Consider the following 15,429-nt stretch of genomic DNA (forward strand, 5'->3'; position numbering starts at 1 on the left):
GCTGACCATGGTGCTCCTGCTTTTCATCGTGACATCAACCTGTAATTCTTGACCGTAACCGAGATGATCGCGGTGCCGGAATTGCCCCGGAACTGCCAAAGAACAGTTTGGTCCGGGGATTTGCTCGGCTAGCATTTGGGGAAAGCCTCGGCAACCTTATTGCGTGGATTGGTAAATTTCCTGTCTTAAGGCCATATTGGTTCAACGTTTTGTGGCGCGGGCGGTTCGGGGCCTATCGGGCCGGGCTGCGCGCAGATGGGGCAGGGCAGGGAAAAGTACTTGGCAGCGTACCGCATCCAGATCGTGCTGCTGTTCCTTGCGCCGGTGCTTGCCGTGGCGGCGCTCTATGTGCTCGGCCGGGCGATCCCGGTGCCGCACCTGGGCCGTGACTATGTGATCCGGATCGAACTGCCCGAACCCGGCACCACGGTAGGCCTGCCCGATGTGCTGGGGCCGGACGACCCTTCGCGCCCATTGGTGGTGATCGATGCCGGGCATGGCGGGCACGATCCGGGTGCCAGCGGCCTCGACATACGCGAGAAAACCGTGGTGCTCGGCCTGGCGCGCGCCCTGCGTGATGAACTGCTGGCCGGCGGCGGTGTGCGGGTGGCCCTGACGCGCGAGGATGACCGCTATCTCGCCCTTGCCGAGCGGGTGCAGATCGCCCGCACGCTGGGTGCCGACCTCTTCCTGTCGATCCATGCCGACAGCGCGGGCGAGCAGGAAGGGGTGACGGGCGCCAGTATCTACACCCTGTCAGACCAGGCATCGTCCGAGGCAGCAGCCCGCTTTGCCGAGCGCGAGAACCGGGCCGACCGGATCAACGGCATGGAGCTGTCGGGCGAAAACGCCAACGTCAACGCCATCCTGGTCGAACTGTCGCAGCGCCGCACTTCGGCCCAGTCGGTGGAATTTGCCGAACTGATCGTGCGCGAGGGCGAGGGAGCGCTCAATTTCCATCCGCAGGCGGTCCGCTCCGCCGGACTGGCCGTGCTGCGCGCGCCCGATGTGCCCTCGGTCCTGTTCGAAGCGGGCTTCATCACCAATCGCGAGGAGGCCCGGCGGCTCGCCTCTGCCGAAGGCCAGCGGGCCTTTGCCGAAGCCATGGCCCGCGCCATCAGGGTGCAACTGGCCCGCGCTAGCGATTCCCCCTGACAAATTGGTTGCCGGGTAATCCGCCCGTCGCATTCAATCTGGCATCTGCGCCACTCGCCATGCTAAAGGGCGGGCATGTCCGACTATCATGATGCTGCCGCAGCAGAGCCGCTGCACTACCGCATTCGCCGCGAAGCGGGCGGGGCGTGGATCCGCTTCACCGCCTGGTTCCGCCGCAATTGGCAGGGCAAGCGCTGGTTCCGCTGGGCCAGCGGGCTGGTAGCGGCCGGGCTGCTGGTCATGGTGGCGGGCTGGGCAATCCTCGCGCGTGACCTGCCCGATGCCGAGATGCTGCTGGAGTACGAGACCAACCTGCCTTCGGTGGTACGCGGCGCCGATGGGGAGATCGCCCACCGGTACGAGCGCGAGCGGCGGGTGGAGCTGCAGTTCAAGGACCTGCCGACCCAGCTCGTCAACGCCTATACCAGCGCCGAGGACAAGACCTTCTGGAGCCACAACGGCATCGACGCGGGCGGTTTTGTCGGTGCGGTGATCGACTATGTCAGCAAGATCGGTTCGGGCGAGCGGGCGGTGGGCGGTTCCACCATCACCCAGCAGGTCGCCAAGAACATCATGATCGGCGACGAATACTCGATCACCCGCAAGCTGAAGGAAATGCTGCTCGCCACCCGCATCGAGGGAGTGTTGAGCAAGGAAGAGATCATTACGCTCTACCTCAACGAAATCGCGCTCGGTCGCCGCAGCTTCGGCGTGCAGGCCGCGGCGCGGGCCTATTTCGACAAGGATGTGGACGATCTCGAACTGCACGAGATGGCCTACCTGGCGATCCTGCCCAAGGCGCCCGAAACATACAGCCGCGAACGCAATTACGATGAGGCAACCGTGCGCCGCAACATCGTTCTCAGCCAGATGGAGAGCAACGGTCATATTTCGGCTGCCCAGCGCGATGCGGCGAGGGCCATGCCGCTGGGCATCGTGACCGGCCAGCGGGCCGAGCGCTCGGCCGATGCCGGGTATTTCCTCGAGGAAGTGCGCCGCCAGTTGATCCAGCGTTTCGGCGAAACGTCCGAGGACGGGCGCAACAGCGTCTATGCGGGCGGCCTGTGGGTGCGCACCTCGCTTGATACCGAATTGCAGGAAGCGGCGCGCGATAGCCTGCGCAGCGCCTTGCTGCGCTATCACGGCAACCGTGGCTGGACCGGCCCCATTGCCACGCTGAACCCCGACCATGGCGACCTGCAGGCGCAATTGCTCAGTTCCAACATTTCCATCAGCTACCAGGACTGGCGCGTGGCCGTGGTAACCGATCGCGCGGCGCAATCGGCCACCATCGCCTTCGCCAGCGGATCGCCGGCCCAGATAAGCGGCGCCGTTCCCAACGACATGAAGGCGGGCGACGTGATCACCGTTTCGCCCGAGGGCAATGGCTGGCGCATGCGCTATGTCCCCGAAGTGTCGGGCGGCTTCGTTGCCCAGGATGCGCACACCGGGCGCGTGCTGGCCATGCAGGGCGGTTTCGATTCCCGCCTCAGCGATTTCAACCGTGCAACCCAGGCGATGCGCCAGCCCGGATCGACGATCAAGCCGTTCGTCTATGCCGCCGGGCTCGATGCCGGGATGACGCCCGCCTCGATGATCCCCGACAGCCAGTACTGCTATTACCAGGGCGCGAACCTGGGCGAGAAGTGCTTCACCAACTTCGGCGGCAGCCGTGGCGGCGGCGAATATCCGATGCGTTATGGCCTCGAACAGTCGAAGAACCTGATGACGGTGCACATCGCCATGGACACCGGCATGGAACAGGTGATCGACACTTTCGAGGCGATGGGCATTGCCGACGAGGGTGCCTATGATCCCTATCCCGCCTTTGCCCTTGGCGCAGGCGACACCACGGTGCTGCGCATGGTCAATGCCTATGGCGCGCTGGTCAACCACGGACGGATCAACCAGCCTTCGGTGATCGACTATGTCCAGGACCGCGACGGCAAGGTGATCTACCGCAGCGACAACCGCGAATGCGTGGGCTGCAATATGGCCGAATGGGATGGCTCGGCCATGCCGCGCCTCGCCCCGCGCGGGCAGCAGGCGATGGATCCGCGCACCGCGTTTCAGGTGGTCAACATGCTGACCGGCGTGATTGAGCGCGGCACGGCCACCCGCCTGCGCGTGCTGGACATCCCGCTGTTCGGCAAGACCGGCACCTCCAGCGGGCCGACCAACGCGTGGTTCGTCGGCGGATCGCCCGATATCGTGGCCGGGGCCTATGTCGGGTTCGACCAGCCACGCAACCTTGGCGGCTATGTCCAGGGCGGCAACACGGGCGCGCCGATCTTTCTGGAATTCGTGAATGAAACGCGCGAGCGGTGGAACGGAAGGCCGTTCCTGGCATCCGAAGGGGTGCGCATGGTGCGGATCGACCGGCGCAGCGGCCGCCGGGTATTCGATGGCTGGCCGACCGATGAACCGCAAAGCGCGGTGATCTGGGAGGCCTTCAAGCCCGATACCGAACCGCGCCGCACCAGCCGGCAGGACGATATCGACCAGATGCGCGAGATGATCCTGGCCCAGTTGCGCCGCCGCGAGGAAGGACCGTCTGCGGCATCGTCTTCGGCCAATTCCAACAGTCCGGAGAATTTTGTCGAGGAACAGGGCGGCATCTACTAAGGGTGTTACCTGCATAGAGGATCACGTAGAATGGCCATCAAGAAGCTCATTGTTCCCCTGCTCGCCGCCCTGGCGATGGCGGGTCATTCGGTTCCCGCCCAGGCTGCCCTGACCGAAGGCACGCGCGCACCTGCCTTCACCACCACCGGCGCGCTTGCGGGACAGACCTACGCCTTCGACCTTGCTGCCGAACTGCGTAAGGGCCCGGTCGTGCTGTACTTCTTCCCGCGCGCCTTCACGCAAGGCTGCACGCTGGAAGCCAATGCCTTTGCCGAGGCGATGGACGATTTCCGCGCGGCGGGCGCCCAGGTGATCGGCCTGTCGGCTGACGATATCCCCACGCTCCAGCGCTTCAGCCGCGAGGAATGCCGCGATGCGTTTCCCGTAGGCCGCGCCAGCCCGGGTATCATCTCGGATTATGACGTGGCCTTTGGCCAGGGCATGACCAGCCGCACCTCCTATGTCATCGCGGCGGACGGACGGATCGTCCATGTCCATTCCGACATGGACTGGCGTGAGCACGTTTCCCAGACCCTGGCAGCGGTGCGCACGCTCGCGCGCTGACGAAGCTGGATTACATTCGGGGGCCGGGCCTGCGGGGCCGGCCCCTTTCGTTTTCATGAGGCCTGCGCTAGGCGGCGCGACAACACATTCACGGAGAAGTCCCATGCGTGCCGAAGGGCAGGCCCATATCGACCGGATCGACGCGGCGCTGGCGCTGGTGCGCAAGTCGCTCGACTGGGAGCGCGCGCTGCGCCGCCTCGACGAACTCAACGCGCGGGTGGAAGACCCCACGCTGTGGGACAATCCCAAGTCGGCGGAAGAGGTGATGCGCGAGCGGCGGCGGCTCGAAAGCGCCAGCGGCACCGTGCGCGAGATCGAGAGCCAGATGGCCGATGCGGTCGAATTCATCGAACTGGGCGAGATGGAGGACGATGCCGGCGTCGTGGCCGAAGGGCTCGCCTCCCTGAAGGGCCTGGCCGACCGCGCCGACGCCGACAAGGTCACCGCGCTCCTCTCGGGCGAGGCGGACAGCAATGACACCTACCTCGAAATCCACGCCGGCGCAGGCGGCACCGAAAGCCAGGACTGGGCCGAAATGCTGTTCCGCATGTATGCCCGCTGGGCCGAAAAGCGCGGCTTCAAGGTAGAAACGGTCGAATACCAGGCCGGCGAGCAGGCGGGCATCAAGTCTGCCACGCTGCAGATCAAGGGCGAGGGCGCCTATGGCTATGCCAAGACCGAAAGCGGCGTCCACCGCCTGGTCCGCATCAGCCCCTATGACAGCAGCGCGCGGCGGCACACCAGTTTCAGCTCGGTCTGGGTCTATCCGGTAATCGACGACAACATCGAGATCGAGATCAACGAGGGCGACCTCAAGATCGACACCTATCGCGCATCGGGTGCGGGCGGGCAGCACATCAACACCACCGACAGCGCCGTGCGCATCACCCACATGCCCACCGGCGTGGTGGTGGCCAGCCAGCACGACCGCAGCCAGCACAAGAACCGCGCCACGGCGATGAACATGCTGAAGGCGCGCCTCTACGAGCGCGAACTGGCGATCCGCGAAGCGGCGGCAGGCAGCGAATACGAGGCCAAGACCGAAATCGGCTGGGGCCACCAGATCCGCTCCTACGTCCTCCAGCCCTACCAGATGGTCAAGGACCTGCGCACCGGCGTCGTCTCGACCGCTCCCGGCGACGTGCTCGATGGCGACATCGACCAGTTCATCGCCGCCGCGCTCGCCCAGCGGGTGACGGGCGAGAAGGTCGATGTGGCCGATGTGGACTAGGCTTGTTTTGCCATCGGGCATGTCCACCGCTAAAGCCTGACAGCATGATAAGCGGGAGCAGGATAAAGACACCTTTCGCGTGGGCTGTCGCCTCGGCGACCATGTTCGCGCTTGTGTCCTGCGACCAGCCGGTTGACGATGGCCGCCCGGAAACCGCGCGCGCTTTCCCGCAGCCGCACCGGCCGGTGTCCGAACTGGGCTCCAATGCCTTTTCCACCGAAGAGCTACGCGATGACCGGCGCGAGGCGGAAACGGTGATGGACAAGGCGATGATCGTGCCGGGCATGACCGTGGCCGATATCGGTGCGGGCGAGGGCTACTATACCGTGCGTCTGGCGGCCCGCGTGGGCGACCAGGGCCGGGTGCTGGCGCAGGATATCGACGAGGATGCGCTGCGCCGCCTTGGCGCGCGGGTCGAGGCCGAACGGCTCGACAATGTCTCGATCGCGCTGGGCGCGGCGGACGATCCGCGCCTGCCATCGGCCAGTTTCGACCGCATTTTCATGGTCCACATGTACCACGAGATAACTGAGCCCTATGCCTTCCTGTGGCGCATGCGCCCGGCCTTGCGCGAAGGCGGGCAGGTGATCGTGGTCGATGCCGACCGCCCGACCGACCAGAACGGCATCGCCCCGCAGTTGCTATTCTGCGAATTCGAACGCATGGGCTTTCGCCTGGTGGAATTTGATCTTAAACCGGAGATTGCCGGTTATTATGCGCAGTTCGAAGCGCGGGGCCCGCGCCCCGAGCCACAGGACATCGTGCCGTGCAAGCAGCCCGGCTGACAAGAAGAGGCCACCCCCTGATGGGGCGGACCTGCTGAGGAAATACATGGATTTCAAGGGACTGAAGCCGATTGTTTACGGTGGCCGTGAAGTATGGCCTCTGGTTGAAGGCGGCAAGGGCGTGGCGGCAACCAACCACGCCAGCTCGGGCGCATGGGCCGCTGCGGGCGGGATCGGCACGGTCAGCGCGGTCAATGCCGACAGCTACGATGCCAATGGAGACCCGATTCCGCAGGTCTATCACGGTGCCACCCGCAAGGAACGGCACCAGGAGCTGATCCGCTATGCCATCGCTGGCGGGGTCGAACAGGTGAAGCGCGCCCATGCCATTGCGGGCGGACACGGCGCGATCAACATCAACGTGCTGTGGGAAATGGGCGGCGCGCAGGAAGTGCTCGAAGGTATCCTGCAGCAGACCCCTGGCATGGTGACAGGCGTCACCTGCGGCGCGGGCATGCCATATAAACTGGCCGAAATCGCCCAGCGCTACAACGTCTGCTACCTGCCCATCGTCAGTTCAGCCCGTGCCTTCCGCGCGCTGTGGAAGCGCTCCTATCACAAGGTGCCGGACCTATTGGCCGCCGTGGTCTATGAAGATCCGTGGCTGGCAGGCGGGCACAACGGCCTGTCGAATGCCGAAGACCCAACCAAGCCGGAAGACCCCTATCCCCGCGTGAAAGCCTTGCGCGAAACGATGCGGGCCGAAGGCGTGTCGGAAGATGTTCACATCGTGATGGCCGGCGGTGTCTGGGCCTTGCGTGAATGGAACGACTGGATCGACAATCCAGAGCTGGGTTCCATCGTGTTCCAGTTCGGCACCCGCCCGCTGCTGACGGTGGAAAGCCCGATCCCGCAGGCATGGAAAGACCTGCTGCGCACGGTGGAACCGGGCGAGGTGCTGCTGCACAAGTTCAGCCCCACCGGCTTTTATTCCAGCGCCATCCGCAATCCTTTCCTGCGCGAGCTTGAAGCCCGCAGCGAGCGGCAGATCCCTTACAGCCGCGTCGAGGCGGGCGAGCATACGGTGCAGCTCGATGTCGGCGTGAAGGGCAGGAATTTCTGGGTTGCGCCCAAGGACCTGGAGCGCGCCCGGGCGTGGAATGCTGCGGGCTATACCGAGGCGCTGAAGACGCCCGACGATACCGTGGTATTCGTCACCCCGCCGGAACGCGACGTGATCCGCAAGGACCAGACTGATTGCATGGGCTGCCTGTCGCACTGCGGTTTTTCCAGCTGGAAGGACCACGACGACTTCACCACCGGCCGCCTGGCCGATCCGCGCAGCTTCTGCATCCAGAAGGGCCTGCAGGGCGCGGTCCATGGGGCACCGCTGGACGAAAACCTCGTCTTCGCGGGCCACGCCGCCTACCGCTTCAAGCAGGACCCGTTCTATTCCAACAACTTCACGCCCACGGTGAAGGAGCTGGTGGACAGGATTCTGACGGGGGAATAGGCTTTCCTACAGGTCGACATTCCATGCAGAGGGGCGATTGCTCTTTTGACATCGTCCAGACCCTGAGGCGTTGCGACCACGCGCTCGCACTTTCCCCGTCATCCTGAACTCGTTTCAGGATTCATTTCTCCGCGTGCGCGGAGCATGGCGGCAGGAGACCAAACCGCGCCCATTGCCCTTCTTGCGAACAGCACCGCGCCTGTTGCCCGATGGATCCTGAAACGAGTTCAGGATGACGTTTAGAGAAGGGGGAGATGCAGCTTCTCCCGGGCGGGTGTCACTTTGTCCGCGACACCTCAACCCACTGGAAACACAGCAAAATCGCCCGCAAATCAAAGGTGACACCCTGTCACTTGTGTCACCTTTGTTCCGCCGGGCGCAGTGGCCTTAGTCGAATTCCCAGCCGCGTTCGCCGTGGCTGGTGATGTCGAGGCCCTGGACTTCCTCATCCTCGCTCACGCGCATCGGCACGAACAGGTTGAGGGCCACCGCGATCAGTGCCGTGGCGACGGCGGAGAAGACGGCGATTACTGCCACGGCCAGCGCCTGCACGCCAAGTTGCCCGCCCATCGAGCCTGCTCCGATCGTGTCGTAGCCCGCGCCGCCCAATCCGGCGGACAGGCCGAGGCCCAGCAGCAGAGTGCCGAGCATCCCGCCCACGCCGTGTACTGCAAATACGTCAAGTGAATCGTCTATATGCATCTTCATCTTGAACAGCTGGATTGCGTAGTAGCAGACTGGCGCGGCGACAGCGCCGATCAGGATGGCCATGCCGGGTGAGACGAAGCCTGCGGCAGGCGTAATCGTGGCGAGGCCGGCGATAGCGCCGGTCGCAAAGCCCACCGTGGTCGGCTTGCCGAAGACCACCCGCTCGATGAAGATCCACATCAGCGCGGCCATGGAGGCGGCGAGGTGGGTGTTGATGATCGCATTGCTGGCGCTGGCAGTGGCGCCGAGGGCAGAGCCGCCGTTGAAGCCGAACCAGCCGACCCACAGCAGCACCGCGCCCAGCATGGTGATGCCCGGGGCGTGGGGGAGGATGGCCGTCTTGGGCCAGCCCTGCCGCCTGCCCAGCAGCACCGCGATCACCAGCGCCGAAACGCCAGCCGTGGTGTGGACCACCAGCCCGCCGGCAAAGTCGAGCACGCCCAGGGCCGAAAGCCAGCCCCCGCCCCAGACCCAGTGGGCCACCGGCGCATAGACCACGAGGCCCCATATGGCGCAGAACAGCACCACCCAGCTGAACCGTGCCCGGTCCACCCAGGCTCCGACCATCAGGGCAGGCGTGATGGCGGCAAAGGTCATCTGGAACAGGGCGAAAGTGCTCTCCGGGATCTCCAGCGCGGGATAGACCACGTCGAGGTTGTACAGCATCCAGTGCTGCCCGCCGCCGAGCCAGCCGTTCATGCTGGTATCCCCGAAGGCGAGGGTATAGCCCACCACCACCCACAGCACGGAGGCGACCGCAGCGATCGCGCCGACCTGGATGAAGACCGACAGGAAGTTCTTGGCCCGCACCAGTCCGCCATAGAACAGGCCGAGGCCCGGCAGCGTCATCAGCAGGACCAGCGCCGAGGCCATCAGGATCCAGGCTGTGTCGCCCGAGTTTTCCACCACCTCGCCCGTCGCCTGGGCCCAGGCCACAGCGGGCACGAAAGCGGGTACGCCAACCAGCGCGGCGACGGCCGTGATCCTGCGAAACATGGTGATTTCCCCTCTAGCCCGCTCTGCCGGCGGATTGCTCCTCTGCCATGCTGTTAGGACAGGAACAGGCAATCGGGCAAGAGGCTCTGCTCGCGCTTGCGGCGAATCTGCCGGGTCGTATAGGAACCGGTCATGCAGGGACCACTTCGGCGCATTCTTATCGTTTTTGCGGCACTTTGCTGCGGGGTGCAGGGCGCTGCTGCGCAGAACAGCGACGTGCCTTACTGGGCCAGCCTGTCCTCGCCCGAAGTCAACATGCGCGTGGGACCGAGCGAGCGGTTTGCCATTGCCTGGGTCTATCAGCGCGAAGGGTTGCCGGTGAAAGTGATCCGCCTGCAACAGGGCTGGCGCCTGATCGAGGAGCCCGATGGCACGAGGGGCTGGGTGTTCAACCAGCTGCTTTCGCGCCAGCGCACGGCGATCGTCACCGGTGATGGCGTGACGCCGATACGGGAGCTGCCCGAAGCGGGATCGGCGCTGCGGTGGAATGTCGAGGCGGGCGTGATCGGCCTTCTGGGTGCGTGCGAGGAGCGGTGGTGCGAATTCGATGTCGACGGCCATCGCGGCTGGATCGCGCGCGACCGGCTGTGGGGCGCGGGCGAGCCTTAGCTCTGGCCCTAGACAGCAAAAGGGCGGCCACGCGGACCGCCCCTTACTTCTGGTTTTGCCACTTCCGGCCTATTGCTCGAGCCGGGGCACCGTGCGTTCCTCGCCCTGGCCATCGGCCATCAGCAGCGAGCCATCGTCGTTCACGTTGATCAGGGTGAGGCAGGTGGGGCTGGCCGCCGAACCTTCGACCATGGCCGGGGTGAAGCAGACCTGGTCGCCTTCATGCGTCCAGGTTCCGGTCTCGCTAACCTCGCCGCCCTGGCGGTCTTCATAGGTGCCATCGGCGTTCATCGCCGAGGACCATGTGCCGCCATCCATGTCGGTCCCACCGTAAACCCCGATCAGGGGGCTATCTGGCGATGGCGCGGTGGCCACGGTATCGGTCGTCTCGGCGGTGTCGTCCCCACCTCCGCAAGAGGCGAGTGCCACAGCACCCGCCAGCGCGATTATACGTTTCATGCTTCCGTCCCCCAAGTCAGATGCGACTATCAGGTAACACATGAAAGTATTGGCGCAAGCCGCCTATTGAAAAGCCGTCACATTTTCATGCGCGGTCAGGCTGAAATGTCACACAAGTTCGACAGCAACCGCCGTGGCTTCTCCGCCGCCGATGCACAGCGAGGCAATGCCGCGCTTCAAGCCGCGGGCCTGGAGGGCTGCCACCAGCGTCACGATGATGCGCGTGCCGCTGGCCCCGATGGGGTGGCCCAGCGCAGTGCCGCCGCCGTTGACATTGATCTTGTCGTGCGCGATCCCGATGTCGCGCATGGCGAACATGGCGACACAGGCGAAGGCTTCATTCACTTCCCACAGATCCACATCGCCAACGCTCCACCCGGTTTTTTCGAGCAGCTTCTGGATCGCGCCGACAGGGGCCGTGGTGAAAGCCCGGGGCTCGTGCGCATGGGCTGTCATGCCGACCAGCTTGGCGACCGGCGACAGGCCCTTGGCCTCGGCCACGCTGGCGCGGGTCAGGATCACTGCGGCGGCACCATCGGAGATGGACGACGAGGTTGCCGCCGTGATCGTGCCATCCTTGGCGAAAGCTGGGCGCAGGGTCGGGATCTTGTCGGGCTTGCCCTTGCCAGGCGCCTCGTCGGTATCGACCGTCACGTCGCCCGCTCGGGACTTGTAGGTTACCGGCGCGATCTCGGCGGCGAAGGCCCCGCTGGCGATCGCGGCATTGGCTCGTTCGAGCGAGGCGACGGCATAGCTGTCCATGTCCTCGCGCGTCAGGGCATATTCGTTGGCGGTTTCCTGCGCGAAGGCGCCCATGGCGGCCCCCGCCTCATAGGCATCTTCCAGCCCGTCGAGGAACATGTGGTCATAGGCCGTGTCATGCCCCAGCCGCGCGCCGGAGCGATGCTTCTTGAGGAGGTAGGGCGCGTTGGTCATGCTCTCCATGCCGCCGGCCACCACTAGGTCCGCCCCGCCGCTTGCTAGCGCCTCGGCACCCATGATGACGGTTTGCATGCCCGAACCGCAGACCTTGTTGACCGTGGTCGCTTGGGCGCTTTTCGGCAGGCCGGCTTTCAACGCTGCCTGGCGGGCAGGGGCCTGGCCAAGCCCGGCGGGAAGCACGCAGCCCATATAGACGCGGTCCACATCCTCACCCGAAACACCGGCCCGCTCGACCGCCGCCCTGATCGCCGTGGCACCAAGATCGGTGGCGGCCACATCGGCCAGCGCGCCCTGCATCGAGCCCATCGGGGTGCGGGCAACCGAGAGGATGACGATCGGATCGGCGGAGTTGAACGTGGTCATGTGTGAAACTGCCCTTGGCTTGCTGCGGGGAGGGTGCGACGGGCTGGAGTCCTAGGCAAGGATTATGGCAGGCGCAAGATTGCGGGGCGCACCTTGTGCCGTGTTGCCCCAAGCTTGGGAAAAAGGCAGGGATTGACCCGGAATTCAGCCCGTAACGGCCTTGCAGTATGGCAAGCCATTGCCTAGACGCGCCGCAACAGTGAGCAACGCAACCCTCATGCAATCGAGTCTGTCTTGATCGATCTGACCCAATATCTGCCGATCCTGCTGTTTCTCGGCGTGGCACTCGGCCTTTCGACGCTGTTCGTGTTCCTGCCGATGGGCGTCTCGCGCCTGACCGGCACGCACCAGCCCGACACGGAAAAGAACAGCGAATACGAATGCGGCTTCCCCGCTTTCGAGGAGCCGCGCGACCGGTTCGACGTGCGCTTCTACCTCGTGGCCATCAGCTTCATCCTGTTCGACCTCGAAGCCTCGTTCCTGTTTCCCTGGGCCGTGACGCTGGATGAAACCGGCTGGCCGGGCTGGATAGGGATGATGATCTTCCTGGCGATCCTGGCAATTGGCCTGGCCTATGAATGGAAGAAGGGAGCGCTGGAATGGGATTGAGCAACTCGCCTGTGATCGGATCCAGCGCCGCAGGCCTTCCCACCGCACAGGGCGGCGAGGTTCGCCTGCCCGATGCCGATTACTTCAAGGCCATGCAGTCCGAAGTGAATGACAAGGGCTTCCTCGTCACCAGCACCGAGGACCTGTTCCAGTGGGCCCGCACCGGCAGCCTGTGGTGGATGACCTTTGGCCTGGCCTGCTGTGCGGTGGAGATGATCCACGTCAACATGCCGCGCTATGACATGGAACGGTTCGGCGTGGCGCCGCGCGCCAGCCCGCGCCAGTCGGACGTGATGATCGTGGCCGGAACGCTGTGCAACAAGATGGCTCCGGCGCTGCGCAAGGTCTATGACCAGATGAGTGAGCCGAAGTACGTGATCTCGATGGGCAGCTGCGCCAACGGCGGCGGCTACTACCATTACAGCTATTCGGTGGTGCGCGGCTGCGACCGGATCGTGCCGGTGGATATCTATGTGCCTGGCTGTCCGCCCACGGCAGAGGCGCTGCTCTATGGCGTGATGCAGTTGCAGCGCAAGATCCGCCGCGTGGGGACGATTGAACGGTAATGGCTACGGTACTTCACTCCGCACCGCGTTACGGATCAAATGATGGCGTAGCCGCCACGCTTGGCGCTGCGCTGGGCGATATGCTGCTGTCCGCGCATGAGGAGCATGGCGAGATCCTGCTCACCATCCGGCGCGAAAGCATCGAGGATGCGCTGCGACTGCTGCGCGACAATCACGAATACCAGCAGCTGATGGAAATGGCCGGGGTCGATTACCCTGACCGGGCCGAGCGGTTCGAAGTGGTCTACATGCTGCTTTCGCTCACCAAGAACCACCGCATCATGCTGAAAGTCTGCACAGACGAGGCCCATCCGGTGCCCACGGTCACCACCCTGTGGCCCAATGCCGGGTGGCTGGAGCGCGAGGTGTTCGACATGTATGGCGTGTTGTTCGCCGACAACACCGACCTGCGCCGCATCCTCACCGACTACGGCTTTGAAGGGTTCCCGTTCCGCAAGGACTTCCCGCTGACCGGCTACCAGGAACTGCGGTACTCGGAAGAAGAGAAGCGCGTCGTCTATGAGCCGGTCGAGCTGGCGCAGGACCTGCGGCAGTTCGATTTCATGAGCCCGTGGGAAGGCGCGGATTACATCCTGCCGGGTGACGAGAAGGCTGCCGAGCATCCTGCGGCTCCCAAGGTGGATGAACCCAAGACCACGGAAAAGCCCTCCCAGACCGGGGCAGGGGCGAAAACTGACGCCAAGGCGGCGGAGAAATCGACCGGCAAGAAGTCCGGCGGGGAAGAGCCCGGCGCTCCCGATGCCACCGAAAGCCGCCCGGAACGCAAGCCCCGCAAGACCGCTGGACGCGAGACCAGCGGCGCGACCGAACCTGCAGCGCAGGCCAAGGCTCCGGCCAAACCCCGCAAGCCCCGCGCCAAGAAGGAGGACGGTAAATGAGCGGCATGATGCTCGACCAGTCGCCGACCACCACTGGCGAGGAAATCACCAACTACACGATCAACTTCGGCCCCCAGCACCCCGCCGCGCACGGCGTGCTGCGCATGGTGATGGAGCTGGACGGCGAGATCATCGAACGGATCGACTGCCATGTGGGCCTGCTCCACCGCGGCACCGAGAAGCTGATCGAGCACAAGACCTATCTCCAGGCGCTGCCCTATTTCGACCGGCTGGATTACTGCTCGCCGCTCGCCATGGAGCATTCTTATGTGCTGGCGATCGAGAAGCTGCTCAACATCGATGTGCCGATCCGCGCCCAGTACCTGCGCGTGCTGTTCGCCGAGCTGACCCGCATCTGCAACCACATGCTCAACATCGGCGCGCACGTGATGGACGTGGGCGCGATGACGCCCAACCTGTGGGTGTTCGAACTGCGCGAGGATTGCCTCAACTTCTTTGAACGCATGAGCGGCGCGCGGATGCATCACGCCTACCTGCGCCCGGGCGGCGTCCACCAGGACGTTCCGCTCAAGCTGCTGGCCGACATCGGCGACTGGGTCGATACCCGTCTCCCCGAACTGTTCGGCGACGCGATGAGCCTGGTGGTGGACAACCGCATCTTCAAGCAGCGCAACGTCGATATTGCCATTGTCAGCAAGGAAGACGCCGTGCGCTGGGGCTTCTCCGGCCCGATGATCCGCGCCGCCGGCATTCCGTGGGACCTGCGCAAGAGCCAGCCCTATGACGTGTACGACCGGATGGATTTCGAGATTCCGGTCGGCACCAATTCGGACTGCTATGACCGGTTCATGGTGCGCGTGAAGGAAGTTTACGAGAGCGCCAAGATCATCAAGCAGTGCATCGCGGAAATCCCCGAAGGCCCGATTGCCAGCCTTGATCGCAAGGTCGTGCCGCCGAAGCGCGGCGAGATGAAGCAGAGCATGGAAGCGCTGATCCACCACTTCAAGCTCTACACCGAAGGCTTCCATGTGCCTGCGGGCGAGGTTTACGTGGCAACCGAGAGCCCCAAGGGCGAGTTCGGCGTCTACCTCGTGAGCGACGGGTCAAACAAACCCTACCGCTGCAAGATCCGCCCGACCGCCTTCAGCCACCTCCAGGCGATGGACTTCATGTGCAAAGGCCACATGCTACCGGACGCCACCGCCATCCTCGGCGCGATCGATGTGGTGTTCGGGGAGTGTGACCGGTGAGCGGGTCCCTTTTCGGCTTCATGGTCGCGGTTTTGGTTGTTGTCATCAATGGCCTCATCGCGATGGCTGTCGCCAAGATCTGGCTTACTGAGGGCAAAGCGAGGATCGCTGGTTTTGCCTTTGTTCTAGGCGCAGGAATCGTCGGTGGTGGTCGTGATTTCGGCTTTGCCGCTGGCACGGTGGTCGGCCTCATCGCGCTCTGGTTGTTGCTTTTCAAGCGGGAGAAGGCGCTTGCTTAGGAACCTCGCCACCGC

15 protein-coding genes are annotated in these 15,429 nt (G+C 64.4%); 12 read left to right on the top strand and 3 right to left on the bottom strand.

Annotated elements, in window-relative coordinates; all coding sequences use genetic code 11:
• Positions 1-279: 279 nt before the first annotated feature.
• From M3P36_RS12670 to M3P36_RS12695, 6 genes are all read left to right on the top strand, one after another.
• A complete protein-coding gene (locus tag M3P36_RS12670) occupies positions 280-1,155 on the top strand; it encodes an N-acetylmuramoyl-L-alanine amidase family protein (RefSeq protein WP_249704051.1) in 876 nt (291 codons plus the stop codon).
• A gap of 75 nt (positions 1,156-1,230) precedes the next feature.
• Positions 1,231-3,780, top strand: a complete 2,550-nt coding sequence (locus M3P36_RS12675; RefSeq protein ID WP_249704052.1) for a penicillin-binding protein 1A — start codon at positions 1,231-1,233, stop codon at positions 3,778-3,780.
• 30 nt (positions 3,781-3,810) lie between these two features.
• The gene (locus M3P36_RS12680) at positions 3,811-4,344 is read left to right on the top strand and encodes a peroxiredoxin (protein WP_249704055.1); all 534 of its coding nucleotides are present in this window, start codon (positions 3,811-3,813) and stop codon (positions 4,342-4,344) included.
• 103 nt (positions 4,345-4,447) lie between these two features.
• Entirely contained in the window at positions 4,448-5,575 is a 1,128-nt protein-coding gene (gene prfB / locus M3P36_RS12685) for a peptide chain release factor 2 (RefSeq protein ID WP_249704057.1), read from the top strand.
• 101 nt (positions 5,576-5,676) lie between these two features.
• Entirely contained in the window at positions 5,677-6,360 is a 684-nt protein-coding gene (locus M3P36_RS12690; protein WP_249704058.1) for a class I SAM-dependent methyltransferase, read from the top strand.
• 46 nt (positions 6,361-6,406) lie between these two features.
• Positions 6,407-7,813 carry an NAD(P)H-dependent flavin oxidoreductase gene (locus M3P36_RS12695; RefSeq protein ID WP_249704060.1) on the top strand — a complete coding sequence of 469 codons (1,407 nt, stop codon included), beginning with the start codon at positions 6,407-6,409 and terminating at the stop codon, positions 7,811-7,813.
• Positions 7,814-8,200: 387 nt separating this feature from the next.
• Here M3P36_RS12695 and M3P36_RS12700 read toward each other — a convergent pair whose 3' ends face one another.
• Complete coding sequence (locus M3P36_RS12700; protein WP_249704061.1) at positions 8,201-9,517, bottom strand: ammonium transporter; 1,317 nt, start codon at positions 9,515-9,517, stop codon at positions 8,201-8,203.
• A 132-nt stretch (positions 9,518-9,649) separates the two neighbouring features.
• Here M3P36_RS12700 and M3P36_RS12705 point away from each other — a divergent pair, with 132 nt between their 5' ends.
• Positions 9,650-10,126, top strand: coding sequence for an SH3 domain-containing protein (locus tag M3P36_RS12705; RefSeq protein WP_249704062.1), 477 nt, complete (start codon positions 9,650-9,652; stop codon positions 10,124-10,126).
• Between the two features lie 69 nt (positions 10,127-10,195).
• Here M3P36_RS12705 and M3P36_RS12710 read toward each other — a convergent pair whose 3' ends face one another.
• Positions 10,196-10,585, bottom strand: a complete 390-nt coding sequence (locus tag M3P36_RS12710; RefSeq protein ID WP_249704063.1) for a hypothetical protein — start codon at positions 10,583-10,585, stop codon at positions 10,196-10,198.
• 108 nt (positions 10,586-10,693) lie between these two features.
• Positions 10,694-11,890, bottom strand: coding sequence for an acetyl-CoA C-acyltransferase (locus tag M3P36_RS12715; RefSeq protein WP_249704064.1), 1,197 nt, complete (start codon positions 11,888-11,890; stop codon positions 10,694-10,696).
• Positions 11,891-12,124: 234 nt separating this feature from the next.
• Between M3P36_RS12715 and M3P36_RS12720 the strand changes: the two genes are divergently transcribed.
• From M3P36_RS12720 to M3P36_RS12740, 5 genes are read left to right on the top strand one after another with little or no spacing between them, the layout of a single operon-like run.
• Entirely contained in the window at positions 12,125-12,499 is a 375-nt protein-coding gene (locus tag M3P36_RS12720; RefSeq protein ID WP_249704065.1) for an NADH-quinone oxidoreductase subunit A, read from the top strand.
• A complete protein-coding gene (locus tag M3P36_RS12725) occupies positions 12,490-13,065 on the top strand; it encodes a NuoB/complex I 20 kDa subunit family protein (RefSeq protein WP_283773476.1) in 576 nt (191 codons plus the stop codon). Before M3P36_RS12720 ends, M3P36_RS12725 begins: the two co-directional genes overlap by 10 nt.
• Positions 13,065-13,964: an NADH-quinone oxidoreductase subunit C gene (locus M3P36_RS12730; protein ID WP_249704066.1), complete on the top strand. Its 900-nt coding sequence runs from the start codon at positions 13,065-13,067 to the stop codon at positions 13,962-13,964. Before M3P36_RS12725 ends, M3P36_RS12730 begins: the two co-directional genes overlap by 1 nt.
• Before the next feature lie 5 nt (positions 13,965-13,969).
• The gene (locus M3P36_RS12735; RefSeq protein ID WP_502798383.1) at positions 13,970-15,175 is read left to right on the top strand and encodes an NADH-quinone oxidoreductase subunit D; all 1,206 of its coding nucleotides are present in this window, start codon (positions 13,970-13,972) and stop codon (positions 15,173-15,175) included.
• Positions 15,172-15,414 (top strand): hypothetical protein, encoded by a 243-nt coding sequence (locus M3P36_RS12740; protein WP_249704068.1) that lies wholly within the window; start codon positions 15,172-15,174, stop codon positions 15,412-15,414. Before M3P36_RS12735 ends, M3P36_RS12740 begins: the two co-directional genes overlap by 4 nt.
• Positions 15,415-15,429 lie beyond the last annotated feature (15 nt).

This window comes from Altererythrobacter sp. KTW20L (assembly GCF_023501975.1).
Taxonomy (GTDB): Bacteria; Pseudomonadota; Alphaproteobacteria; order Sphingomonadales; family Sphingomonadaceae; genus Alteraurantiacibacter.

Excerpts from the sequence above, each read along its gene's own strand:
- M3P36_RS12675 (WP_249704052.1), top strand. The coding sequence starts at position 1,231 with ATGTCCGACTATCATGATGCTGCCGCAGCAGAGCCGCTGCACTACCGC.
- M3P36_RS12680 (WP_249704055.1), top strand. The coding sequence starts at position 3,811 with ATGGCCATCAAGAAGCTCATTGTTCCCCTGCTCGCCGCCCTGGCGATG.
- prfB (WP_249704057.1), top strand. The coding sequence starts at position 4,448 with ATGCGTGCCGAAGGGCAGGCCCATATCGACCGGATCGACGCGGCGCTG.
- M3P36_RS12690 (WP_249704058.1), top strand. The coding sequence starts at position 5,677 with ATGTTCGCGCTTGTGTCCTGCGACCAGCCGGTTGACGATGGCCGCCCG.
- M3P36_RS12695 (WP_249704060.1), top strand. The coding sequence starts at position 6,407 with ATGGATTTCAAGGGACTGAAGCCGATTGTTTACGGTGGCCGTGAAGTA.
- M3P36_RS12700 (WP_249704061.1), bottom strand. The coding sequence starts at position 9,517 with ATGTTTCGCAGGATCACGGCCGTCGCCGCGCTGGTTGGCGTACCCGCT.
- M3P36_RS12705 (WP_249704062.1), top strand. The coding sequence starts at position 9,650 with ATGCAGGGACCACTTCGGCGCATTCTTATCGTTTTTGCGGCACTTTGC.
- M3P36_RS12710 (WP_249704063.1), bottom strand. The coding sequence starts at position 10,585 with ATGAAACGTATAATCGCGCTGGCGGGTGCTGTGGCACTCGCCTCTTGC.
- M3P36_RS12715 (WP_249704064.1), bottom strand. The coding sequence starts at position 11,890 with ATGACCACGTTCAACTCCGCCGATCCGATCGTCATCCTCTCGGTTGCC.
- M3P36_RS12725 (WP_283773476.1), top strand. The coding sequence starts at position 12,490 with ATGGGATTGAGCAACTCGCCTGTGATCGGATCCAGCGCCGCAGGCCTT.
- M3P36_RS12730 (WP_249704066.1), top strand. The coding sequence starts at position 13,065 with ATGGCTACGGTACTTCACTCCGCACCGCGTTACGGATCAAATGATGGC.
- M3P36_RS12735 (WP_502798383.1), top strand. The coding sequence starts at position 13,970 with ATGATGCTCGACCAGTCGCCGACCACCACTGGCGAGGAAATCACCAAC.